18 protein-coding genes are annotated in these 25463 nt (G+C 42.7%); 12 read left to right on the plus strand and 6 right to left on the minus strand.

Annotated features, from left to right (window positions below; genetic code table 11):
• Nucleotides 1-4: 4 nt before the first annotated feature.
• Complete coding sequence (gene gyrA, locus FEK29_RS11765; protein ID WP_138258628.1) at nt 5-2494, minus strand: DNA gyrase subunit A; 2490 nt, start codon at nt 2492-2494, stop codon at nt 5-7.
• A 258-nt stretch (nt 2495-2752) separates the two neighbouring features.
• Between gyrA and FEK29_RS11770 the strand changes: the two genes are divergently transcribed.
• Both FEK29_RS11770 and FEK29_RS11775 read left to right on the plus strand, forming a co-directional pair.
• Nucleotides 2753-5305 (plus strand): ATP-dependent Clp protease ATP-binding subunit, encoded by a 2553-nt coding sequence (locus FEK29_RS11770; RefSeq protein ID WP_138258629.1) that lies wholly within the window; start codon nt 2753-2755, stop codon nt 5303-5305.
• 207 nt (nt 5306-5512) lie between these two features.
• Entirely contained in the window at nt 5513-5914 is a 402-nt protein-coding gene (locus tag FEK29_RS11775) for an STAS/SEC14 domain-containing protein (protein ID WP_125222690.1), read from the plus strand.
• A 4-nt stretch (nt 5915-5918) separates the two neighbouring features.
• Here FEK29_RS11775 and FEK29_RS11780 read toward each other — a convergent pair whose 3' ends face one another.
• A complete protein-coding gene (locus FEK29_RS11780; RefSeq protein WP_138258630.1) occupies nt 5919-7460 on the minus strand; it encodes an NAD(P)H-hydrate dehydratase in 1542 nt (513 codons plus the stop codon).
• A gap of 258 nt (nt 7461-7718) precedes the next feature.
• On the opposite strand from FEK29_RS11780, the gene thrA reads away from it, so the two are divergent.
• The 3 genes from thrA to thrC all read left to right on the plus strand — a co-directional run bounded on the left by thrA (nt 7719) and on the right by thrC (nt 12551).
• The gene (thrA, locus tag FEK29_RS11785; protein WP_138258631.1) at nt 7719-10160 is read left to right on the plus strand and encodes a bifunctional aspartate kinase/homoserine dehydrogenase I; all 2442 of its coding nucleotides are present in this window, start codon (nt 7719-7721) and stop codon (nt 10158-10160) included.
• 142 nt (nt 10161-10302) lie between these two features.
• Nucleotides 10303-11223 carry a homoserine kinase gene (locus tag FEK29_RS11790; protein WP_138258666.1) on the plus strand — a complete coding sequence of 307 codons (921 nt, stop codon included), beginning with the start codon at nt 10303-10305 and terminating at the stop codon, nt 11221-11223.
• Between the two features lie 32 nt (nt 11224-11255).
• Nucleotides 11256-12551 (plus strand): threonine synthase, encoded by a 1296-nt coding sequence (gene thrC / locus FEK29_RS11795; protein ID WP_138258632.1) that lies wholly within the window; start codon nt 11256-11258, stop codon nt 12549-12551.
• Here thrC and FEK29_RS11800 read toward each other — a convergent pair.
• Entirely contained in the window at nt 12548-14158 is a 1611-nt protein-coding gene (locus tag FEK29_RS11800) for an aminopeptidase P N-terminal domain-containing protein (protein ID WP_138258633.1), read from the minus strand. The two genes, thrC and FEK29_RS11800, sit on opposite strands and share 4 nt — an antisense overlap.
• Nucleotides 14159-14282: 124 nt before the next feature.
• Between FEK29_RS11800 and gcvT the strand changes: the two genes are divergently transcribed.
• The 7 genes from gcvT (at nt 14283) to FEK29_RS11835 (ending at nt 20154) form a co-directional block, all read left to right on the plus strand.
• Nucleotides 14283-15368, plus strand: a complete 1086-nt coding sequence (gene gcvT, locus FEK29_RS11805; RefSeq protein WP_138258634.1) for a glycine cleavage system aminomethyltransferase GcvT — start codon at nt 14283-14285, stop codon at nt 15366-15368.
• Entirely contained in the window at nt 15369-16283 is a 915-nt protein-coding gene (locus tag FEK29_RS11810; RefSeq protein WP_138258635.1) for a glutaminase, read from the plus strand.
• 1 nt (nt 16284) lies between these two features.
• Nucleotides 16285-17109: a sugar nucleotide-binding protein gene (locus FEK29_RS11815; RefSeq protein ID WP_138258636.1), complete on the plus strand. Its 825-nt coding sequence runs from the start codon at nt 16285-16287 to the stop codon at nt 17107-17109.
• Between the two features lie 3 nt (nt 17110-17112).
• Nucleotides 17113-17400 (plus strand): 4a-hydroxytetrahydrobiopterin dehydratase, encoded by a 288-nt coding sequence (locus FEK29_RS11820; RefSeq protein WP_138258637.1) that lies wholly within the window; start codon nt 17113-17115, stop codon nt 17398-17400.
• Nucleotides 17401-17479: 79 nt separating this feature from the next.
• Nucleotides 17480-18190 carry a YebC/PmpR family DNA-binding transcriptional regulator gene (locus FEK29_RS11825; RefSeq protein WP_138258638.1) on the plus strand — a complete coding sequence of 237 codons (711 nt, stop codon included), beginning with the start codon at nt 17480-17482 and terminating at the stop codon, nt 18188-18190.
• Between the two features lie 39 nt (nt 18191-18229).
• Nucleotides 18230-19141 (plus strand): hypothetical protein, encoded by a 912-nt coding sequence (locus tag FEK29_RS11830; RefSeq protein ID WP_138258639.1) that lies wholly within the window; start codon nt 18230-18232, stop codon nt 19139-19141.
• Nucleotides 19142-19299: 158 nt separating this feature from the next.
• Nucleotides 19300-20154, plus strand: a complete 855-nt coding sequence (locus FEK29_RS11835; RefSeq protein ID WP_138258640.1) for a hypothetical protein — start codon at nt 19300-19302, stop codon at nt 20152-20154.
• Between the two features lie 8 nt (nt 20155-20162).
• Here the strand turns inward: FEK29_RS11835 and FEK29_RS11840 are convergent, their stop codons facing one another.
• From FEK29_RS11840 to wecB, 3 genes are all read right to left on the minus strand, one after another.
• Nucleotides 20163-21782 carry a glucosamine inositolphosphorylceramide transferase family protein gene (locus FEK29_RS11840; RefSeq protein WP_138258641.1) on the minus strand — a complete coding sequence of 540 codons (1620 nt, stop codon included), beginning with the start codon at nt 21780-21782 and terminating at the stop codon, nt 20163-20165.
• 80 nt (nt 21783-21862) lie between these two features.
• Complete coding sequence (locus tag FEK29_RS11845; RefSeq protein ID WP_138258642.1) at nt 21863-24178, minus strand: GumC family protein; 2316 nt, start codon at nt 24176-24178, stop codon at nt 21863-21865.
• Between the two features lie 165 nt (nt 24179-24343).
• A complete protein-coding gene (gene wecB, locus FEK29_RS11850; protein ID WP_138258643.1) occupies nt 24344-25441 on the minus strand; it encodes a non-hydrolyzing UDP-N-acetylglucosamine 2-epimerase in 1098 nt (365 codons plus the stop codon).
• Nucleotides 25442-25463 lie beyond the last annotated feature (22 nt).

A 25463-nucleotide genomic window follows, 5' to 3' on the forward strand; every position in this document is an offset into this window, starting at 1 on the left:
AATTTTACTCAGGGTTCACTTCAATGTCATTAATATCGGTCCCGTCTAAGTCATCTTCTTCCTTCATAACCTTAGCTACGGCCGCGATAGAGTCATTACCTTTTATGTTGATTAATCTCACACCTTGCGTGGCCCTTCCCATAACCCGAAGGTCCTCAACGCTCATTCTTATGGCTATTCCGGATTTATTGATAATCATAAGATCATCGGAATCCGTAACATTCTTGATGGCGACCAAATTACCCGTTTTTTCGGTAATGCTGATGGTTTTTACTCCTTTTCCACCACGGTTTGTAATCCTATAATCCTCGATACTGGACCTTTTGCCATATCCATTTTCGGAAACAACAAGGAGCTCATCCTCAAAATTATGAACGGAAACCATTCCAATTACCTCGTCTTCATCGCTGTCTAGGGTAATACCACGTACACCGGATGCACTACGACCCATAGGTCTTGTTTTACTTTCCTCGAATCTAATTGCCTTACCAGATTTTAGACCCAAGAAAATTTGGCTGGTACCTGTCGTCAATTTTGCCTCCAAAAGTTCATCGCCCTCCCTAATGGTTATGGCATTGATACCGTTCTGTCTTGGACGGGAGTATTGTTCCAACAGGGTTTTTTTGACGACACCCTTTTTGGTAGCCATTATAACATAATGACTGTTCACATACTCCTCATCCTTTAGATCCTGCGTACAGATAAATGCCTTTACGGTATCATCCTGCTCAATGTTGATTAGGTTTTGTATGGCCCTTCCTTTGGAAGTTCTGCTTCCCTCCGGGATTTCAAACACACGCATCCAGAAACACTTTCCTTTTTGGGTAAAGAACAACATGTATTGATGGTTGGTCCCCACAAAAAGGTATTCCAAAAAGTCCTCGTTTCGTGTAGACGAAGCCTTTTGACCAACCCCGCCCCTATTTTGGGTCTTATATTCCGATAGTGGGGTTCTTTTGATATAACCGGCCCTAGAGATAGTAATGACTACCTGTTCATCGGGTATCATATCCTCCATACTCAAGTCCCCACCGGCAAAATTAATTTCGGAACGACGCTCATCACCATATTTTTCCTTTACCTCAAGAAGCTCTTCCTTGATGATTTGCATTCTTCGCTCTTTTTTGGCGAGAATATCCTTTAAGTCAGCAATGGTCTTAATGATTTCCTCATATTCAGAACGCAACTTGTCCTGTTCCAGACCTGTCAATTGACGCAACCTCATTTCAACGATTGCCTTGGCCTGAATTTCTGTAAGCTTGAATCGCTCCATGAGGTTTTCACGGGCCTCATCGGCATTGGAGGAAGCACGAATAATGGCGATGACCTCATCGATATTGTCCGATGCAATAATCAATCCTTCCAAGATATGCGCCCTATCTTCGGCCTTTTTCAGCTCAAATTCGGTCCGTCTAACAACCACCTCATGACGATGCTCCACGAAATAGTGGATCATGTCCTTTACGTTCAGCAATTGTGGCCTTCCATTGACCAAAGCAATGTTGTTTACGCTAAAGGAAGTCTGTAAAGCGGTATACTTAAAGAGCGTATTTAGCACAATATTGGGTATCGCGTCCCTTTTCAACATGTAAACGACGCGCATACCTTTTCGGTCGGATTCGTCCCTAATGTTGGAAATCCCCTCTATTTTCTTCTCGTTGATAAGGTCGGCCGTCTTTTTGATCATATCCGCCTTGTTCACCTGATACGGAATCTCGGTAACAATGATACATTCACGCCCTTGAACCTCCTCAAAATGAGCCTTCGCCCGCATGACTATTCTACCTCTACCCGTATGGAATGCCTCTTTTACGCCGTCATATCCATAAATTATCCCCCCGGTTGGAAAATCCGGAGCCTTTATATGGGTGATCAACTCATCAACTTCTATATCGTTGTTGTCGATGAAGGCCACCGTTCCGTCCACTACCTCGGCAAGATTGTGCGGGGGCATATTTGTGGCCATACCTACAGCAATACCCGATGCTCCGTTCACCAATAAGTTTGGTATACGGGTAGGCAGTACCGTGGGTTCCTGTAGAGAATCGTCAAAATTCAATTGGTGGTCTACGGTATCCTTATCGATATCCGCTAACATTTCGTCAGCGATCTTGCGCATGCGCGCTTCGGTATATCGCATTGCGGCCGGACTATCTCCATCCACCGAGCCAAAGTTACCCTGACCATCGATCAACATGTAGCGCAAACTCCAATCTTGGGCCATTCTCACCATAGTATCGTAAACGGAAGTATCGCCGTGGGGATGGTATTTACCCAATACCTCACCCACAATACGAGCGGATTTCTTATGGGCACTTGTACTCCTTACCCCAAGTTCGTGCATTCCAAAAAGCACCCTTCTATGTACCGGTTTTAGACCGTCTCGCACATCTGGCAGTGCCCGTGACACTATGACCGACATTGAGTAATCAATGTAGGCAGATTTCATTTCTTCTTCTATGTTGATAGGAATCAATTTTTCTCCTTCAGCCATGGTAAATTTTTAATTGTTTTTTATTCGTAAAAAAGCATGCCAATATACGGAAAATAGAGGGGTTGAAAGAACTGAACGAAGTATTTATTCAATATTTTATCAACATAAAACCTGGGTGCATTGGTTGATAATTAAACCAACATGTACTTTGATTTGGTGAACTTTTTTCGTCATTTAGAACAACTTTAACGAATATAGGTACGGTATTTGCCCATGATTCATTGATATTTAGTAATTTTATAGTTGATAATTCAATATATGGACGACAATTTTTCACCTAGAGTAAAAGATGTAATTGCCTACAGTAAAGAGGAAGCTTTACGGCTCGGTCATGATTTTATTGGAACGGAGCATTTGATGTTGGGCCTTTTGAGGGATGGCAGTGGAAAAGCAATAAGTATTTTGGATGCCCTGGACGTAGACTTAGATCATTTACGTAGAAAGGTAGAAATACTTAGTCCTTCCAACCCAAATGCAGGGAACGTTCAAAAAGATAAGAAAAATCTTCATTTGACGAGACAGGCGGAAAGAGCATTAAAAACGACATTTTTGGAGGCAAAACTTTTCCAAAGCTCATCGATCAATACGGCGCATTTACTGCTTTGCATCCTACGGAACGAAAATGACCCTACGACCAAACTGCTCCACAAGTTGAAAGTGGATTACGATGGGGTCAAGGAGCAATTCAAGTTTATGATCACCAGCGATGACGAAATCGTGGATTCACCTACTTCTGAATCCTTCCCAAGTGATTCCGATGAATCCAATGAAGGTAAGGAAAGTACTTTTGGGACCAATTCTGGGAACAAAGGCTCCAAAAAATCCAAAACCCCGGTTTTGGATAATTTTGGAAGGGATCTTACCCTAATGGCCGAAGAAAACAGATTGGACCCCGTTGTTGGTAGGGAAAAGGAAATAGAGCGGGTTTCCCAAATTTTAAGTAGAAGAAAAAAGAACAATCCACTGTTGATCGGTGAACCCGGTGTGGGTAAAAGTGCCATTGCAGAAGGCTTGGCCTTACGCATTATAAACAAAAAAGTATCCCGTATCCTTTATAACAAACGGGTAGTAACCTTGGATTTGGCTTCCCTTGTGGCTGGTACAAAATACCGTGGCCAATTTGAGGAACGTATGAAGGCCGTTATGAACGAATTGGAAAAGAACGATGACGTCATTCTGTTCATAGACGAAATCCATACCATTGTGGGCGCTGGAGGTGCTACCGGTAGTTTGGACGCTTCCAATATGTTCAAACCTGCCTTGGCAAGGGGCGAGATTCAATGTATAGGAGCCACCACCTTGGACGAATACAGGCAATATATTGAAAAAGATGGCGCCTTGGAGCGCAGGTTCCAGAAGGTTATCGTTGAACCTACCAGCGTTGAGGAAACCATTGAGATATTGCACAATATTAAAGGTAAATACGAAGACCACCATAATGTCAGCTATACGGATGAAGCCATTGAAGCTTGTGTAAAACTGACCAGCAGATATATGACCGATAGATTCCTTCCGGACAAGGCGATTGATGCCTTGGACGAGGCAGGATCTAGGGTACATATCGTAAATATGGACGTACCAAAACAGATTCTTGAACTTGAGAAGAAACTGGAAGATGTGCGGGAACTAAAGAATTCCGTGGTCAAAAAGCAGAAATACGAGGAGGCTGCCAAATTGAGGGACGATGAAAAAAGGCTCGAAAAAGATTTGGCCATAGCCCAGGAAAAATGGGAAGACGAAAGCAAGCTTCACAAAGAGACCGTTACCGAGGACAATGTAGCCGATGTGGTTTCTATGATGAGCGGCATCCCCGTTAATAGAATTGCGCAGACAGAGAGCAACAAATTGGCAGGATTGCCCAAGCTCATAAAAGCGAACGTAATTGGACAGGACGAAGCAGTTGCCAAGGTATCGAAGGCCATTCAAAGAAATAGGGCCGGTCTAAAAGATCCAAACAAACCTATTGGTTCCTTCATATTCTTAGGACAGACAGGTGTTGGAAAAACACAGTTGGCCAAGGTAATGGCTAAAGAACTTTTTGATTCCGAGGATGCCCTTATACGCATCGATATGAGCGAATACATGGAGAAGTTCGCCATATCAAGATTGGTAGGTGCACCTCCGGGATATGTTGGCTACGAAGAAGGTGGCCAATTGACCGAAAAAGTGCGTAGAAAACCCTATTCGGTAATTTTATTGGACGAGGTTGAAAAAGCCCATCCGGACGTTTTCAATATGCTGTTACAAGTGTTGGATGATGGTTACCTTACCGATAGTCTTGGTAGAAAAATCGACTTTAGGAATACCATTATTATCATGACCTCCAACATTGGGGCACGTCAATTAAAGGATTTTGGTCAAGGTGTCGGGTTTGGAACGGCGGCCAAAAAGGAACAAGCGGATTCCCATCAGAAAGGTGTGATTGAAAATGCGCTTAAGAAGGCCTTTGCTCCGGAATTCTTGAACAGAATTGACGATGTTATCGTATTCAATCCTTTGGAAAGGGAGCATATTCATCAAATTATTGATATTGAACTTTCCAAATTGTACAAACGTATCAAAGGGATTGGTTACGAATTAGTATTGTCAGAAACCGCGAAGGACTATATAGCCGAAAAAGGCTTTGACAAGCAATACGGGGCAAGACCTTTAAAAAGGGCCATCCAGAAGTATATAGAGGATGCCTTGGCCGAGGAAATTGTCAATTCCAAATTGGAGGAAGGGGATACAATTACCATGGATTTGGATGAGAAAAATGAGGAGCTTACCATTAAAATCGATAAGCCCCAGGAATCTCCAAAATCCGAATAAGTAAAATACAATTTCAAAAATATGAAAGGGCATCCAAGTAGGATGCCCTTTGTTTTTTAAATGAAATACATCAACCTTCGTAAGAATTAAAACACAAGCCCTTTCGCCGCTTCGTATTACGTGCGATATTTACGCTTTTAATCTAATAATTTATTCCGTGGAGGATAATCGGTATATTTTCGTTCCAGACACTATAATGAATATAAAATGAAGGTAGGATCTGTGAACAAAAAGATCATCGTGCGCGAGTACAACCTGGAGGTTGGAAAAATTCAGGTTTTTGACGATTATATGGTATCCATTTTTGATGAAGGAGCCACGTTAACTTTAGAGAGGGCATATCAAATCATTGGGATTTCTGAAATCCATTTTAGGGATAAAAACTTCGGCTTTATCAGTCTAAGAAAAAATTCCTATGCCATAGACCCCACGATATACAGCTATTTAAAAGAATTGGAAAACTTGAAGGCATTTGCTATCGTATCAGTAAAGGAAATCGATATGCACAATTTCAAAATCGAAAAACTCTTTTATAAAAAGCCGATGAAGTTTTTCATTGAATACGAAAATGCGCTTAAATGGGTCAAGAGAAGGATCAGCGCCAAGTAAGGGTCTAGCCATCCTTTTCAGAGGTATCCGGACGCTCCTCCGGTACCTTGAACAAATCCAAAAAAGCACTTCCAATGCCTTCTATAATATCCGAAGCAATCAATGCCTGATATCCCGTATTTTCTACGGATATATCTCCTGATTTTCCATGGATGTAAACCCCAAAAATAGCCGCTTGCAAACTGGAATAGCCTTGTGCGATTAGTCCGGTAATGATACCGGTAAGGGCATCACCACTGCCCGCGGTGGCCATCCCTGGATTTCCAGTAGTATTGATGTACCCCCTACCCTCAAAAAAAGTGATGGTGTGAGCCCCTTTGACTACAATGACAACTTTTCGCTTATCCGTAAACTGCCTTACCTTTTCCAACTTTTCAAAATCGTCCTTCCACTTCCCCACTAACCGCTCCAATTCCTTTGGATGTGGTGTTAAAATGGAATTCTCCGGTATAAAATCCATCTGGTCCTGATTCTTGGAAAGGATGTTCAACGCGTCCGCATCCAAGACAAGTGGTAGTTTATTTGCCTTTAAGAAATGCTCCAATGCCTTTACGGTTTTGTCATGTATACCCATTCCTATTCCCAAACCAATGACCGTTGGCTTCATGTCGAATTCAATAGCTTCGATAGCCTCTTTGCCATTTGTTAGGACCATCACCTCTGGTATCGCTGTCTGTAAAATTGCATATCCGCATTCCGGAACGTACGCCGTCACCAAACCGCTGCCCGCTTTCAATGCGGCCCTGCTCGTCAAAATGACCGCGCCCATCTTTCCATAACTACCTCCCACAATGAGGGCATGTCCGTAAGTACCCTTGTGCGAGTATTTTGTCCGAGGCCGATAAAACTGAAGAACCTCGTTCTTAGAAATCAGTTCGAAATCTGTTTTCTCGTTCATCAAGAATTCCGCATCCAGACCAATATCCAAAACCTCCCATTGTTCCACATATATTCCGGTTTCGGGAAGAAAGAAAACCAATTTTGGCACTTGAAAACTTAGCACATAATTGGCCTTTATTACAGCTTCTTTGTCCTCTGGAACACTGTCCGTAAACAACCCGGATGGAATATCTACCGAAAGGATAAACGCCTTGGAAGTATTCAAATGCTGGATTATTTTTGCTACCCAAGCATCGGGCGTTCTGTTCAACCCAATCCCAAAAATAGCATCCACGATAATATCGTTAGGATGTATTTCCGGTAGATCGCTATCGGCATCCATATAAATAGGCCAAATTTTCCGGTCTTTCAATCGGTCCAAATTTGTCAGGAAATCCTTGGATCGTTTATCGCTATACTTAACAACGTACACAGCAATGTCATATCCATGCTCGAACAAGTGCCTGGCAAGCGCAATACCATCGCCCCCGTTATTCCCAATGCCACAAAACAGATGGATCTTTACCGGTGCCCCCTGCATCCTAACGTGCATCCAATTAAAGATTTGGGTAGCGGCCCGCTCCATAAGGGCATCACTTGTTATCTGTTGTTTTTCAATAGTAAATGTATCGGCTTTATAAATTTGGGCGGCGGTAAAAACCTTCATAATAGTTTTGGATTGAATTAAAAAGTAACGATCCCATAAAAAATTGTGGAAACGTTTGAATAGCTAGCCAAATGTACTACTTTTGAGCCTCATCAAAGTAAATATCCCAAAAGGACATAATGCTTGTATCCAATACAATAAAAAACCAATTTCTTACACGTACCGTGTACACCACCCCTATGGGGTAATAATTATACACCTCCGTTATAGTGTTTTTCAACACGATTCCCATAAAGTCAATTTATACATTATTCTAGCATGAAAGTCTTGAAATTTGGCGGCTCTTCCGTAGCCAGCCCAGAAAATATCATAAAAATCAAAAACATCCTTTTGGCCTATAATGATCCGATCATTGTAGTGGTATCCGCCTTTGGAGGAGTGACGGACCAACTACTTCAAGCAGGTGAGATGGCGGCCAAGGAACAAACCGGATATAAGGATATCCTCAGTGAAATCGAGACCAGACATTTGGATACCGTTAAGGAACTGATTCCCATAACCGCGCAAAGCAAGGTGCTTAGCAAGGTAAAGTCTGAATTGAACATCCTGGAAACCCTATTGGAAGGTGCTTATTTTATTGGTGAGATTACACCTAAGCTTTCCGATAAAATCGTAAGTTTTGGGGAACTGTTATCGTCGTATATCATCAGCGAGTATTTGGCTTCGGAAGGTCTGGACGCCGTTTACAAGGACAGTCGGGAACTGATCAAAACCTTTAAGCTCGCCGGTAAAAATGTGGTGGACTTTACGTTGACCGATACCAATTGCAAGGAATATTTCAAAAACAACGGGGCTTTCATAACCGTTTGCCCGGGATTCATTGCCACTTCCAAAAATAATGACATAACCACATTGGGCAGGGGCGGTTCCGATTATACCGCGGCCATCTATGCCGCCGCTTTGGAAGCCGACATTTTGGAGATTTGGACGGATGTGAGCGGCATGTACACGGCCAATCCAAAAATGGTAAAGCAGGCCAAGGCGATTACCCATATTTCCTATGAGGAAGCCATGGAACTTTCGCATTTTGGCGCCAAAGTCCTGTATCCTCCAACGATACAGCCTGTTCTGTCCAAAGGCATTTCGATACTCATAAAAAATACCTTCAAGCCCGAAGAGGAAGGAACCCTGATAACAAAATCAAGGAACGAAGGCGGAAAGACCGTACGCGGTATCAGCCACATAGGCAATATGGCCCTACTATCCTTGGAGGGCCCTGGAATGGTGGGAATACCCGGAATTTCAAAACGATTTTTCGAGGTTTTGTCACAGGCCGATATCAGTGTCGTGCTCATTACCCAGGCCTCTTCAGAGCACTCCATTTGCGTAGGGGTTTCGGCGGATGATGTTGAAAAATCCGTTGAAGTCGTAAACGAGGCGTTTGCCTACGAAATAGAGAGGGGAAAGATCAAGGAAGTGATACCGGAAAAGGGACTGGCCATTGTGGCACTCGTGGGCGACAACATGAAGAGCCACCAAGGACTCAGTGGAAAAATGTTCAGTACGCTGGGTAAGAACAATGTGAATATTAGGGTAATCGCCCAAGGTGCCTCAGAACGTAATATATCCTGTGTCATCAACGAGAAGGATGTAAAAAAGGCCCTAAATGCCCTTCATGAGGAGTTTTTCGAGGAAAACGTAAAGCAGCTCAATCTTTTCGTCATGGGTGTTGGAAACGTTGGAGCCAAGTTCCTGAACCAAATAAAATCGCAGGAAAAATATCTAAAAAAGAATTTAAAGCTGAATGTTCGGGTGGTTGGTATATCCAACTCTAGGACCATGCATTTCGATGAAAAAGGAATTCCCTTGGATACGTGGCAAGATACTTTGTCGACCGGACAAAAGGCAGATAAGCAGCTTTTTATCGATAGGGTCAACGACCTAAATCTCCGCAACAGCATTTTTGTGGACAACACCGCAAGTGCTGAAATAGCGGGCACCTACGCCGATTTTTTGAGCAACAGCATATCCGTGGTAACGTGCAACAAAATTGCCTGTTCATCGGAATACTACAATTATGCACGCCTAAAATCCCTTGCCAGGGAATACAACGCGCCTTTCTTGTTCGAGACCAATGTGGGTGCGGGACTGCCTATCCTGGACACCTTGAAAAATCTCATTGCTTCAGGGGACAAAGTGCTTAAAATTCAGGCGGTTCTGTCAGGTAGCTTGAACTTTGTGTTTAATAATTTCAATGACTCCAATACCTTTCACGACATAGTAAAAAGGGCCCAAGAAGAGGGGTACACGGAGCCCGACCCAAAGATAGACCTAAGCGGCATCGACGTGATGCGGAAAATTCTCATCTTGGCTCGTGAAAGCGGTTATGTTTTGGAAATTGGAGACATAGAGAATAATTCCTTTCTGCCCAAAGAAAGTTTGGATACCACGAACAATGATGATTTCTTTACATCCTTGGTAAAGTATGAGTCTGATTTTCAGAAAATTTATGCCGATGCCAAAGCTAAAAACTGTAAGCTCAAATATGTGGCCCAGTTTGAAAATGGCAAAGCCAGCGTAGGACTTCAGGAAATTCCGGAAGACCATGATTTTTATAACCTGGAGGGAAGTGACAATATCGTTTTGTTCTTTACCGAAAGATACAAGAACCTTCCCCTGATTATCAAGGGCGCGGGAGCAGGTTCCGATGTAACGGCGTCGGGTATTTTTGCGGATATTATTAGAATAGGTAACTTTTAGCCCCTCCCCTTATCCCCTCCCCAAAGGGGAAGGGACTTACTAAATATGAAATAGGATGAAGATAGCATTAAAAAAATTCAAATTACTATTCAATCGACCTACAGAGAATATGTGCTACTTGGATAATTAGAAAAGTAAGATGATCGACGAAGTAAAGGTGTTCTGCCCGGCGACAATCGCCAATATTTCCTGCGGATTCGATGTTCTTGGCGTTGCCTTGGATTCGGTAGGGGATGAAATGGTCGTTCGAAAGACCTCCAGAAAAGGAGTTTTTATATCCAAAATTGAAGGACAGAATTTACCCCTTGAAACCGAAAATAATGTAGCAGGTGTGGCAGGTCTTGCCTTATTGGAAAAAGCCGATTACGCCGGAGGTTTTGAAATCGAAATAAATAAAAAAATAAAACCTGGAAGCGGCATAGGTAGTAGTGCGGCAAGTTCTACGGGAGCGGTTTGGGCCATGAATCATTTATTGGGAAACCCTTTTTCAAAAACCGATCTGGTCACCTTCGCCATGGAAGGGGAACGCCTGGCCAGTGACGTAGCCCATGCGGACAATGTAGCACCGGCGCTGTTTGGCGGTTTTACACTGGTACGAAGCTATTCCCCTTTGGACATTGTACCCATAAAAGCACCCGAAGAATTGTTTGCATCGGTCATACATCCGCAAATCGAGATAAAAACATCAGACTCCAGAAAAATTTTAAAGACTACATTATCCCTTCAAACCGCCATAAAACAATGGGGAAATGTAGGCGGATTGATTGCCGGTCTATTGCAAAATGACTACGAGTTGATAGGTCGTTCCTTGGAAGATCATATCGTTGAGCCCATACGCTCTATCTTAATTCCTGGTTTTGATAGAGTGAAGAAAGCATCGCTAGAAGCTGGGGCCTTGGGCGCTGGAATTTCAGGGTCGGGACCTTCCATCTTCGCTTTGAGTTATGGAAGGGAAAATGCAGAAAAAGTTGCCCGGGCGATGAAAGAAGTGTATCAAGAAATAGGTGTGGAGCATGATATACATGTATCCAAAATTAACCATGAAGGTGTACGGACAATTTAATTCCGTGGCCTAAAGAAATATAAGTCAGCACATTGAAATTCTACAGTTTAAATAAAAAAGCCCCTGACGTTTCCTTTAGAGAAGCAGTTATTAATGGCATTGCCCCGGATAAGGGACTTTATTTCCCCGAAAACATTGAACGGCTACCCAAAAGTTTCTTTGAAACCATCGAGGACCTTTCAAATCAGGAAATAGCGTTCAATGCCATCCATCAATTCGTTAGTGATGAAATCCAGAACGATGTCCTCCGCGAGATTCTAAAGAATACGTTGGATTTTGAGTTTCCCGTTGTTGAAATCGATAAGAACGTCGCTACCTTGGAACTTTTTCATGGGCCCACCATGGCGTTCAAGGATGTAGGTGCACGCTTCATGGCGCAATGTTTGGGCTACTTTTCTAAAGACGAAAAAAATGAGGTCACCGTTTTGGTGGCCACCTCTGGAGATACGGGAGGTGCCGTAGCCAATGGATTTTTAGGGGTGGATGGTGTAAAGGTGGTGATCCTTTATCCAAGCGGAAAGGTGAGTGATATCCAGGAACGTCAATTGACCACCTTGGGGCAGAACATTACGGCCTTGGAAGTGGAAGGTACTTTTGACGATTGTCAGGCGATGGTCAAGACTGCTTTTCTAGATGAGGCACTTTTAAGTAACATGAAACTGACCTCGGCCAACTCGATCAATGTAGCCCGATGGCTTCCACAGTTATTTTACTTTCTGTTCGCCTATAAACAAGTAAAAAGTAAGGGAAGGGAAATTGTCTTTTCAGTACCTTCCGGGAACTTTGGGAATATATGCGCCGGTATGGTCGCACAAAAGTTGGGAATGCCGGTAACCCATTTTATTGCCGCCACCAATGTAAACGATACCGTTCCACAGTTCATGAAAACACGGAGCTACGACCCCAAACCTTCAACGGCGACCATCTCAAATGCGATGGATGTGGGGGACCCGAGTAATTTTGTGAGAATACGACATTTGTTCGAGGACGATTTTGACATTTTAGAGCATCACCTCTCCTCCTACTCCTTTACGGACACCGAGACGAAAAAAGCACTTTTGGATATTTACCAGTCCAGTGAGTACTGTGCTGACCCGCATGGGGCCGTAGGCTATTTGGGACTAAAAAAGTATCAGGAAAAACACCCGGATACCTATGGCATCTTCTTGGAAACCGCACACCCCGTGAAATTTTTGGATGTGGTGGAAGAGACCATTGGCAAAAAACTTCCCCTGCCCCCACAGATCCAAAAGGTAATGGACAAAGAGAAGAAATCGATAAAAATCAAGACTTATTCGGATTTAAGCGATTTCCTATTGAACCGTTAATCCAGCTTTGGCAATTGAAAATCGTCCAACGGACTTGGCTGTTTCATCATGGCCTCGATGGCTTCTGTCGTTCTTGGAGCCATAGCCGATAGATTCACCGGACCCTCATGCGAAATAAGGATGTCATCCTCGATACGCACGGCGATGCCCCACCATTTTTCATCGCAATCGCTGCCTTCCGGAATATAAATACCGGGCTCCACTGTGATGACGGTATTGGCCTGAAACGGACGGTAGGTTCCTTGGTCATGCACATCCAAACCTAAATAGTGGGATGTACCATGCGGAAAATAGGTCCTCGCCTCACTGGCTTCCTTTATGATACCTAACTTCATCAATCCATTCTCCACGATTTTCAAGGCGGCCTTTCCGGGGGCTTGAAATTCAGCACCAACCACACTGGACTTTATCCCTGCCTCTTGGGCCTCATAAACAATATCGTAAATGGCCTTTTGCTCAGGAGAGAATTTCCCATTGGCGGGAATGGTTCGGGTAACATCGGCCGTATAGCCATGATATTCCGCTCCCAAATCCATAAGGACCAAATCATTGCCTACCTCCATTTTATTATTTTCAATGTAGTGCAAAATACAACCGTTATTGCCGCCCCCCACAATGGAAGGATAGCCTTCGTATTCAGCGCCATATTTCTTATAGACGTACTCATGGACGCCTTGGATTTCCGTTTCGGACATGTTGGGATGCATGGCCTTCATCACTTCAATTTGACCCACTGCGGAAATTTCTATGGCCTTTTTCAATAATTTCAGTTCCTCCGGAGTCTTGGTTTCCCTGAGCGTGGCCATTATTTCTGAAATCATTCTGGAGTCCAGATTGTTGGAAGCCAACACTAAATTTACTTTTTCCTTTACTTCCAGCCTTTTTGATTCATCGGTGGCATTCACGAAGTCCGTCAGGAATTCATCGTCTTTTAGGTTTTCATAAAATGCTAAATACCTACTCACAGCCTTCACAACGTTTTCGGCATTATTGGGTGTGACCGATTGGATCATGGCATACAGATTCTGCTTTATCGGGTCATAATCCGAAGGATAATTAGCCTTTAGTTTAAACGTTTTGATAAGATCGAACAAATCGGCCGCTCCCCTTTTATCACGGTAATCATTCTCAAAATCAAAAAAGGAAACTTTATCGAAGGATTTGAAATCGATGGGAACATCGGCAAAATCACTACCATTGAAAACCTTATCGAAGCCCAGTTGCTCCCGTACCCCTTCCACACCCAAACGCTTTCCAGTCCATTGCTCTTCCTTGGCATTTCGCTCCTGTACATATATCATTTCATTAAATTCCTTTCCAACGGCATCGGTTTGCATATTGGAGAAGATAAGCAACACGGCATTGGGTTCCTTATATCCGGTGAGATAATAAAAATTGGGATCTTGATGGTAGATATAATCCACGTCATTGGCCCTGTTGCGTTCCGCATTGGCAAAAAAGACTAGAACACTGTTTGGGGACATTAATTCACGGACTTTCTCCCTTCTATCCTTATGAAATTCCGCTGACAAATAGTCTTGCGGAAGGTTTTGAGCGGTTACCGTTACTATAGAAAGGATGGCAATCCACAGTATAGATAATTTCATAGTCATTCTTTATTATTGCAAATAGGAAAGGACAAGTTACTATAAAATTTGGGGAAAACATACGATGCCCTTAGAATGCTATCCTATTTAATTCCCTTAAATTTGCCATGCACAATTCGATACTATGAAAAATACAGCCTTAACAAAAACCCATGAGCAATTAGGTGCCAAGATGGTACCATTTGCAGGATATAACATGCCAGTTTCCTACGAAGGCGTAAATGTGGAACATGAAACGGTTAGAAACGGTGTTGGTGTCTTTGATGTTTCGCACATGGGTGAATTTTTGATCAGCGGTCCCCGCGCGTTGGACTTGATACAAAAAGTGACCTCCAACGATGCCTCCAAATTGACAATAGGCAGGGCGCAATACAGTTGTTTGCCCAATGAGACCGGTGGTATTGTGGATGATTTGATCGTTTACAAGATCAAGGAGGAACAATATCTTTTGGTGGTCAATGCTTCAAATATAGATAAGGATTGGGCACATATTTCGAAGTATAATACCGATTTCAAAGCAGAAATGCGAAATCTCTCCGATGATTATTCGCTGCTGGCCATACAAGGTCCAAAAGCAGTGGAAGCCATGCAATCCCTGACTTCCGTTGACTTGTCACAAATCAAGTTCTACCATTTTGAAGTGGCCGATTTTGCCGGTATCGAGTATGTAATCATCTCGGCAACAGGGTATACGGGTTCCGGTGGTTTTGAAATCTATTGCAAGAACAGCGAGGTACAGCAAGTTTGGGACATGGTTTTTGAGGCCGGGGCAAATTTTGGTATCAAACCGATCGGTTTGGCCGCTAGGGACACCTTACGATTGGAAATGGGCTACTGTCTGTATGGAAATGACATTAACGATGAAACCTCCCCTATTGAAGCAGGCTTGGGATGGATAACCAAGTTCACCAAGGATTTTGTCAATAGCGAAGCTTTGGAAAAGGAAAAAGAAAAAGGGCCCGAAAGAAAGCTTATTGGTTTTGAGTTGGACGAACGGGGAATACCAAGACATGACTATGACATTGTGGATGCCGATGGAAATAAAATCGGCATCGTAACCTCTGGAACCATGTCCCCTTCTTTGGGAAAGGGCATTGGACTGGGGTATGTCTCGACCGAATTCTCCGCAATTGGAAGTAAAATCCATATTCAGATTCGAAAAAATTCGGTACCGGCCACCGTAGTGAAACTACCTTTTTACAAGGGTTAAATGCTAGATTTCAAAAATATACTACATACCATTTACGAAGAGACGAAGCAGTTGTCCGATACGGGAAGGGTTGCCACTTATATTCCTGAACTGGCCTGTGTACCGGAGGATAAATTTGGGATCTGTTTATTGGATATTGAAAAGGAATCGTATCAAATCGGGGATTTTGACGAGCGTTTTTCCGTGCAGAGTATCTCCAAAGTGCTCACATTGGCCATGGCCATGGGTCTTATTGGTGAAAAAATATGGGACCGGGTTGACGTTGAACCTTCAGGGGATCCCTTCAACCATCTATCCCTTTTGGAACAGGAAAATGGTATCCCTAGAAATCCGTTGATCAATGCAGGAGCCATTGTCATCGCGGATATTTTGGTTAGCGAGCTCAAAAACCCCAAGAAGGAATTTTTGGAGTTTGTACATAAAGTCAGTAGCGACACTTCAATTTCATACAATGAAAAAGTAGCTAGTTCCGAAAAAGCGACCGGATTTAAAAATTATGCTGCCGCAAACCTGCTAAAATCCTACGGCAACTTAAAAAACGATGTCATTGAGGTGTTGGATTTCTACTTTTACCAGTGTTCCCTATCCATGTCCTGTACCCAGCTTTGCAATACGTTCTATCTGTTCATAAACCGGGGCAAGTGCCTACAGAATTATGATTTTTTGACCGTAAGTCAGGTCAAACGGATCAATGCCATTATGCTTACGTGTGGCTTCTATGATGAGGCCGGCGAATTTGCCTTCGAAGTAGGGCTACCCGGCAAGAGTGGTGTTGGAGGTGGAATTGTGGCATTATTACCAAAAAAATTCTGCGTGGCCGTCTGGTCGCCTGGCCTAAACCCTAAAGGAAATTCTACAAGGGGCATGGCGGCCCTGGAGCGACTGACCACATTATCCGATTTATCAATTTTCTAGTTTGGAAAAAAAGAAGGTCTTAATATTAGGAGGAAGCGGGTTCCTTGGCAATGCCATTTATAAGGAATTGTGCAACTATTTTGATACCTATGGAACCTATTTCAATGCACGGAGGTCATTTGAAAACAACAAACAATTTTTCCATTTCAATCTGGAGGAGGATGATATTTTCGAGATACTTGATACCGTTAAACCACAGATAATCATCTCCGCCATACGAGGTAATTTTGCGGCACAAATAACCATGCACCAACATCTGGCGGAGTATATTGGCCAACAAGATTGCAAACTCTATTTTCTATCGTCTGCGAACGTTTTTGATGCCTATAGTAAATATCCTTCCTATGAAAATGACAAAACACTTTCGGAAAGTATTTATGGCCGATTAAAAATAAAAATAGAGAATATGCTCATGCGTTTGCCAAAGGACAAAATGGCCATTTTGAGAATCCCTATGGTATTTGGAAATGGTTCGCCAAGGGTGCGGGAAATGAAAAATCTCATCCTTAACAATGAACCTGTGGAGGTTTTTCCTAATTTGATATTAAATGTGACCAATGATGACAGGCTAACACAACAAATTCATTATCTTATCAATAGAAATAAAACGGGAATTTTCCATCTTGGTAGTACGGATTTGGTACACCATGAGGATTTTATAAAGGAAGTTTTGGAACGTGTGGGTACCTTCAACCCAATAATTAAAAGGGTTTATACCACCAATGAGGACAGATATTTGGCAGTGCTTCCAAAATCGAACTTATTGCCCAAAAATTTAAGATTTACATATCAGGAAATTATAGACCATCATATTATTAAAGAATAACACATGGAAAAATTTACGGACAAACAGATTTATGATTATTTAGGCCAGTTGGACGGCTGGGAATATGTGGACGGAGCCATTGAGACCACTTTTGAATTCAAGGATTTCAAGGAAGCGTTTTCCGTCATGACACGAATAGCTTTTGAATGTGAGGCCCAGGGCCATCATCCTGATTGGAGCAATGTGTATAAAACGGTCAATATTCGGTTAAGTACCCATGAAGCTAATGGCGTTACTGAAAAAGACTTTGTATTGGCAAGAAGCATTGAGGATATCATTGAGAGTGATTAACCGTATACTTTCAAAGACCGGTTTGCGGCTATAAGATTTGGGATTTTTACTAAATTTGCCGGCATTAAAGAAATAGACTATGGGAAGAGCTTTTGAGTTTCGGAAAGCACGTAAAATGAAGCGATGGGCCGCTATGTCCAAGGCCTTTACCCGGATCGGGAAGGACATTGTAATGGCCGTTAAGGAAGGAGGTCCGGACCCTGATGCCAATTCAAGGCTACGGGCGGTGATCCAGAATGCGAAAGCGGTCAACATGCCCAAGGACAACATTGAACGGGCCATTAAACGTGCCACTGACAAAAACCAAGGCGATTATAAGGAAGTACTCTTCGAAGGTTACGGTCCACATGGAATTGCTATATTAATTGAAACCGCAACGGATAATAATACCAGAACAGTTGCCAATATCCGAAGCTATTTCAATAAATGTGACGGAAGTTTGGGAACCTCCGGCTCCGTGGAATTTATGTTCGACCATACCTGTAATTTCAGGATTCCTGCAGAAGGTATCGACCCCGAAGAGCTGGAATTGGAAATGATAGATTTTGGTGCCGAAGAAGTCTTTGTGGACGATGACGGTATTTTAATCTACGCTCCCTTTGAAAGCTTTGGTGCGATACAAAAAGAATTGGAAAATAGGGGTATTGAAATCCTATCCTCCGGTTTTGAGCGCATCCCCCAGGTCACAAAACCTTTAAGCGAGGAAGAAGCGGCCGATGTGGAGAAGCTCCTGGAGAAAATTGAGGAAGATGATGACGTCCAGAACGTTTATCATACAATGGAGGAATAATACTAACGCCAGTTAACCAATCAAGAATTTTTTCGGGTGATGAAAATGATTAGGCAATTCCTGATATTAGTAGCAATAGCTTTAGGAATTACTTTCTTTGTTTTCTCACCAAACAATACTAAAGGAGGGAAATCCAAAAAATTTGCATCCGAAGAAATAGCTCCGGTGGCCCAAATTCAGAACCCTGCTCCCACCCTACTTTTTAAATCCGGATTTGAAGGCGTTTCGCTAAGTGCGCCACAGGAAGGTTACCAGTATTTGACAGGTAAGGACACCGAAACGGGATTTTCCTGGCCGCTATTTATTTTGGGGTCCGACTTTAGTGGCATTCATCGGGTAAATGACGATAATGGTAAGGCTATTTCAAATCGGTTGGAAAAAGCACAAGGGCCAAATGGAACTATTACCACCACGCTGTATCAGGAAGTATCCTATGACGTTGAGGTAACCCAAACCCCGTATCAAATAAATCATATTCAACAGAATCCCAAGGAGTTGTACATAAGTTACTGGATGAAAACGGACACCATATCGCTGTTGGGAAATGATGAATGGCGTGCGCTTTGGGAATATAAGACAAAGAACTATGCGGAGAACAACGGTTTTAGGATGATCGCCTACATGGCAAAGGACATTCAGGGAAAACCCTTTTGGTTGTTTCAGGGCGATAGAAATCCGCAAATGCCCGTTTGGCAAGTGGAAAACTATAAAATCCCCTTGATTATGGGCAAATGGTTCAAGCTGGAATTTTTTCTGCGTTGGAGCGATGATTCCAACGGATACGCTTCCATGAAGGTCAACGACCAACTTATTGGGGAACATTATGGTCCAACGACCTACAACGCTGACCCCATGGATTTTATAATGCTCACCCAGGTTTACGGAAATTCGCACCCCATGTACCAATGGATGGACGACCTACAAATTTGGGATGGCGTCCCTACCCCCTAATCCCAACAATAAATACCGAGTCAGGCTAAAAGGTCATTTGACGGATATAATGGCAATCAAAAAGAAACGATTGATTTTAGATTGTTGATATTATTTATATTTGAAAAAAAATTGTTATGCTCCGATTTCATTGCTGTCAGAGTATCCTATAGCCCATTATGAAAACATTAGTGCCATATTTTTTGGCCTTGCTACTGGTCGCCTCCTGTAATAAGGATGGAGGTACCGATCCACTTCCATCCACACCGCAATTATTGTTCCGTTCCGGTTTTGAGGCGAATACCTATATGGATGAAATCAAGGACAGCTATCAGGTCATTCGGGGCATGGACGATGAAACAGGGTTTTCATGGCCCATCAAAATCCTGGGTTCAAATTTTAGTGGCATCCATAGAATTGAAGATGATGGAGGCGCCGCCATTGAGAACTACATGGATACTGTGGAAGGCGTAAATGGCACCCAGACCACGAGCCTTTACCAACGTGTCAATTATGACATCGGGGTAACCCAAACACCATATCAGATTAACAATATCAGGGAAAATCCAAGGGAGCTTTATATGAGCTACTGGATGAAAATCGATGATACCTCCTTGAATGGACCCGATAATTGGCGTGCCATTTGGGAGTACAAAACAAAAAAATACAATACAAGCCGCACGGATGGCTTTCGTATGATCGCCTTCATAGCCACTGACGATACTGGTACTCCCCATTGGCTACTTCAAGGAGACATAAACCCTACGGAACCTATCTGGCAAGTTAGAAACTATCAGGTGCCCATACCTAGGGAGGAATGGTTCAAGGTTGAGTATTTTTTAAAATGGAGCGAAGATTCAGATGGTTATGCTTCCATGCGGGTGAACGGAAACTTGGTAGCGGAGCATTACGGTGCTACTACCAACAGAGGCGACAATTTGGATTTTATCATACTTACCCAAGTTTATGGAAATACCCACCCAATGCATCAGTGGATAGACGATGTTGAGATTTGGAGCGGATTGCCCCAATAATCATTGCCTTAGGATTTCATTTTTAAGGAATTACGGTAGGCTGCATCAAAAACAAAGGCTTTTTTGGTTTGATGTAGATGGTGCATGGCCATAAGGCCTTTGTCAAAAGTTGGATGGTAAACTGCCGTCACCGCTTCTTCATATTCCTCTAAGCTCAACTTTTTGATTTGATTGATATTCAGTGCCCTACCATAAATCCCATCCTCATTTCTTTGTGAAGGTCTAAAGGGTACATTGCCCTTTTTGAAAATACCACCCCCGTTGCGCGCTACACGGGCATCAATAATTACCGGGTTTTGGCGATGGGGAACCAACTCCTTCAGATGTAGTGAATCTGCCCGATAGATGAATAGTTCACTGTTCATAGGTGACGCCCCGTCCGCCTGTTTATTAATGAAGAGCCACCGTTGATTGTCGGCATCAGTGTAAAAAAGAGGGTCGGCCACAAGTTCCCCTTCAAAAGCGGTACTGTATAGTTCCCAAGAAACGGGAAAATCGACAGCCCTGTAAAGCTCCAACCTTTTATTCGCCGAAGTTTCGGGCATCAAATAAATATGCTCCCCTTCCCTGAATATAAAAGGAAAGGAAAGGTGATAATCCCTTACCATTACATCTTTGACATCTTTCAAGGTAGGGCCTTCCAAAATTCCACAAGAAATTTTTCCTCTTTTGGTATGATAGGAATAGTTCTCAAAAAACACATAGTCCCTCCCTTCGTGTTCAAATAAAAAGGGATCCGCCCAGAATTCGTCCTTGGGCATGGGGACCGACTTTAATTTGTCCAACGAAGCGGTTTCAAAATCGCCATAACCTAAAAAAAGTGACCATTTTTCCGGCCGTATTCCAAAAAAAGCATTCCCCAATTTCTCTAATGCCTTGGCCCCTAATCCATTATAAAATCTACCCATATACCTAAAAACATCTGAAAATCCTGGATATTTCATATTTGGAAGTTGGGAATCGGGTTTTAAGGAAATAGTCCGATTGTCATCAGACAGGGCATTTAATTCCTTCAACACCATGGAAACGGCTCCCTCGGTTACGGTTCTAGATGTTTCGGACATGGACCATGCCCGGTTAAAAAAGCACGTACTTCGTATGTTACAACGATCTTGGTTGTTGTCGGCAATGGTACATAAAGTTGCCCCGATACCCGAATCACCCTCCAAAACCTCCCAAAAACCAATGGGACCGCGTCTATTTTGTTCGGCATCGGAAAATAGTATATTCCAGACACCGTTTTTGGATGCATTAATATCATCTTCCGATAGCAAAACATCGGTTAGGTTTACGATAACCTCAAAATCAGGGTTTTTAGGACCATCTTTCCTTAAGGAGGCTACATTGATGGTTGTAATAGAAGGATAGGTACTTTTTAAAAAATCCGATGTAACCGATATTGGTTGCATGGTGTTCAAGAGTTTTTTTTCGAAAACCAAATGAAGATTTAAAAGCGTTCCGGCGAGCGAATTTATAGTGGAATTTGGTGCGGTTTCTCGTTTGAAAGCTTGGTCCAAGTAAAGAAACACCGTTTCAAAGTTTTGGTTTTCCACGACACTCTTGACAAATCGCTGCTGCCAATTGTACATTGGTGCATCTGTAGAATAAACGAATCCAACTTTTTTCACCAAAGTTCCTTATTTAAAAAAGGGTTATATCTGCCTAGGCAAACTCCTTGAATTACACCTATCAATGTTGAAGAAGGCAATTAGCCATTATAGCCATACGCATAGCCATAATTGTACTTCCTATGCTTGAGGTTACCCACGGCGTTCACTACATAGGCCATATTTTTTAGCTTTTTGTTTTTGTGCAATTCCTTTGAAAAATGCAATAGGTTTTTGTCCGTCATACCTGAACGCAACACAAATAAGGTGACATCTGCAAGGTCCGAAATAAGGAAGGTATCCGTAACCAACATTGTAGGTGCGGTATCCACTACAACATAATCGTAACTTCTTTTGGCTTCCTCTAAAAATTCAGCAAAACGCTTATTGGAAAGTAGCGCAGGGGCACTTTCTGGAATAAACCCACTTAGGTAAACGTGGTGATTAAAGTTTTTCTTAAAACCGAATTGGATACCATCCTGAAAATCAAACCAAGCATTTTTTAAATAATCCGAAAGCCCAGGTGAATTCCTATCCAAATCCATATAACTGTGCAACTTTGGATTGCGGAGATCCGCCCCAACCAATAGAACCCTTTTTCCCAAACTGGCATAGGCCAACGATAAGTTAAGGGCGGTCATGGTCTTACCTTCTTCCTTGATCGCGGAAGTCACAAAAACGACTTTTCCACCTTCCTTTTTGGGAACTAGGTAATCTGTATTGGTGCTTAAGATTCGGTACGATTCCGCCAATGCAGAGCCCTCTTGGAATCCGTGCATATTCTTTTTGTACTTAAAAAAGGGAATCTCTATCAATGTGGGTATCTCCGGATTGATTTTTTCGATTTCCTCCCTACCTTGGACTTTGGTATCCATGGAAGATTTGAAAAATATGAAGGTAAAGGGCAAAATGAAACCCAATAGCAGTGAAACTGGATACACCAACACTTTTTTGGGCCAAACGGGTTTAAGTCCACTAACACTGTAGTCGATTACTTTGATCGATGAGGCGGGTGCCGCATAGTCAATGGCCGCTTCCTCCCGCTTTCGCAAGAGCAATAAATAAAGGTTTTCCTTGATATTCTGCTGTCTTTCAATAGATCGAAGAATTCGCTCCTGTTCCGGTATTTGTGAAAATTCAGAACCGGCCCTACTCTTTTCCTCATTGTAGGTGCGCAAGGAAGTTCTCATCTGTGCCTCGTAAACCCCAACTGTCTTAAGGATGTTATCCCTGGCAAAATCCAATCGCTCCGAAAGGTTTTTGAGGTTCGGGTGGTCCTTGCCTACGGAAAGCATTAATTTTTGGCGTTCCCTGGCCAACTCGTTATAATCCTGGACCATAGTGTTCAAAGCCTGGTTTGCTAGACCTATATCCGCCGCCAAAAGGCCGTAGGCCTCATCTGAGTACAACGACTTCTTTAAAATGCCAATCAAAGATAGTTGTGTTTCTAATCGTAATACCTCACTCTCACTAATCGTCCTCTTACTCAAGCTCGCGTTGGCATCGGCCTGTATATAGGAAAGGTCTTCCAATTTCTTAAAGTCCTCCTTGCTCAATTCGATGGAATCCAATTCCGTGGACAAATCCTTGAATCGTTGGTCAATAAGGGATAATGTGTGTTGGGCCACAAGTTGTTTGTCCTCCAAACTGTTGCTATCGAATTTGTAAACGATGGCATCCAAAATTGCTTCTGTACGTTGCGTACTGTTGCCTTTCATGGAAAGTGTTATTACATCGCTTTGTTTTTCAGATGTTCCAATTTTCAATGCCTCTGACAATAACATGGTGGCCTGTCTTTTTGAACGTAGCACTGCTCGGTATACAATATCTTTATGGCTATTTACATGGTCAATATCTCCCAAAATGATCCGAAAGGGCAATTTAAATTCTCGGTCACGTTCTTCCTCATAAGAAACAAGGTAGAAGTTACCATCGGCATCCGTAATATTGAATCCTGCGGATGTCATTTCTATTTCGTAGATCAATGGATTGGAGATTTCCTCATCATCCATAAGCTTTTGCAAAACGAAAGGAGCCGTCCAAATTTGGGAAAACACCAAGTTGTTGGACTGGTAATAATCAATATCCAGTCCCAATTCGTCCACAACCTCACCTAAAAGTCGGTAAGATCTTAAAACCTCTATATGGTTTTCCAGGTTCAACCCAAGGTTTGGATTGTTTACGACCCTATCATTGGGTATGATTTTGGGTTCCTTGGCATCATCCAAAATTTTGATCTTGGCCTCTGTATAAAAGGTCTTAGGTGCATATTTACTATAGTAGTGCCCCAGCACTAAAAAAATGGCACAACTAACCAAGAACCATGGCCAAAACCGAGTGTATTTCAAAAGTATGTCTTGGATGGAAACGGTTTCGTCCTCCTCCTTAAAATCTAAGATATATGGCCTTTCACTCATAATGTACGTGCAATCTTTTAGATACACTTAATGAAAAAACAGAACTCCAATAAACGCTGCATACCTCTATTTTAGGATACTGTTTGATTATATTGAACCGCAGAATTTTAGTAATTTTTTGCAGGCTTCAACGGACGAAGCTACGGATAATTGCCTGCCGTCTAATTATAATTCGTTCAATCCCAATATATTTTCGATAATACGGGGGGCCGTGGCGCCATCCCAAAGCGGTGGAATACTACCCACCTTCCAATTCCCGGATAGCAATTTTTCCATGGCGGGCCTAATGGCCTTTGGATCAGTACCCAAAAGTTCGTTGGTTCCAATGGTAATCGTTTCAGGTCGTTCCGTATTGTCCCTAAGGGTCATACAAGGAATACCCATCACGGTGGTTTCCTCGGTAATACCACCGGAATCCGTAACAACGGCCATGGCGCGTTCTACCAGGTAATTGAATTCCAAATATCCCATAGGTTCCACCAAATGAAGGCGTTTGTCAGCAATTTTAAGTCTTTCCAAAACTTTCGCCGTTCTAGGATGTACGGGAAATACCAAATCATAGGGTGCAGAATGCAGAATGATCTCATCGATGAGGGTCTTCAAATTCGCTTCCTCGTCTACATTGGCCGGTCTGTGTAAGGTCATGACCATGTAACTTTTATCCTGCAATCCAAGCTCGTCCCAAAAAGACGGTTTTCTAAAACGGGGGCGCTGCTTTAAAAGCGTATCGATCATTGTATTACCTACATAGAAAATTGTTTCAGGATTTGCCCCACTTGCCAAAAGGTTTTGGTTCGCCAATTCTGAAGTGGTAAAATAGTAATTGGTGATGGCATCGGTCAAAAGCCTGTTGATTTCCTCGGGCATACTCCAATCATTTGATCGTATTCCGGCCTCTACATGGGCCACTTTTGTATGGAGTTTTTGGGCTACTATTGCACAGGCCATGGTAGAGGTGACATCGCCTACAACCAAGACCAAATTCGCAGGGTTTTCCAAGAGTTCCTTTTCAAACTTGAGCATGATCGCTGCAGTCTGTTCCGCTTGCGTACCTCCACCAGCAGCAAGGTTTACGTGGGGTTCCGGAATTTGAAGTTGCTCAAAAAAACTACCGGACATTTTCTCGTCATAGTGTTGACCGGTGTGGATCAGCCTATAATCAATTTTTTTGCCTTTTTCCTGGGCCTCCTTCAATGCGTGAATAATTGGTGCAATTTTCATGAAGTTGGGTCTTGCACCTGCAATAATGGTTATTTTTTTCATCTTCAAATTTCTTCGGTTGGAT

Source organism: Maribacter aurantiacus, from assembly GCF_005780245.1.
GTDB classification, from domain to species: domain Bacteria; phylum Bacteroidota; class Bacteroidia; order Flavobacteriales; family Flavobacteriaceae; genus Maribacter; species Maribacter flavus.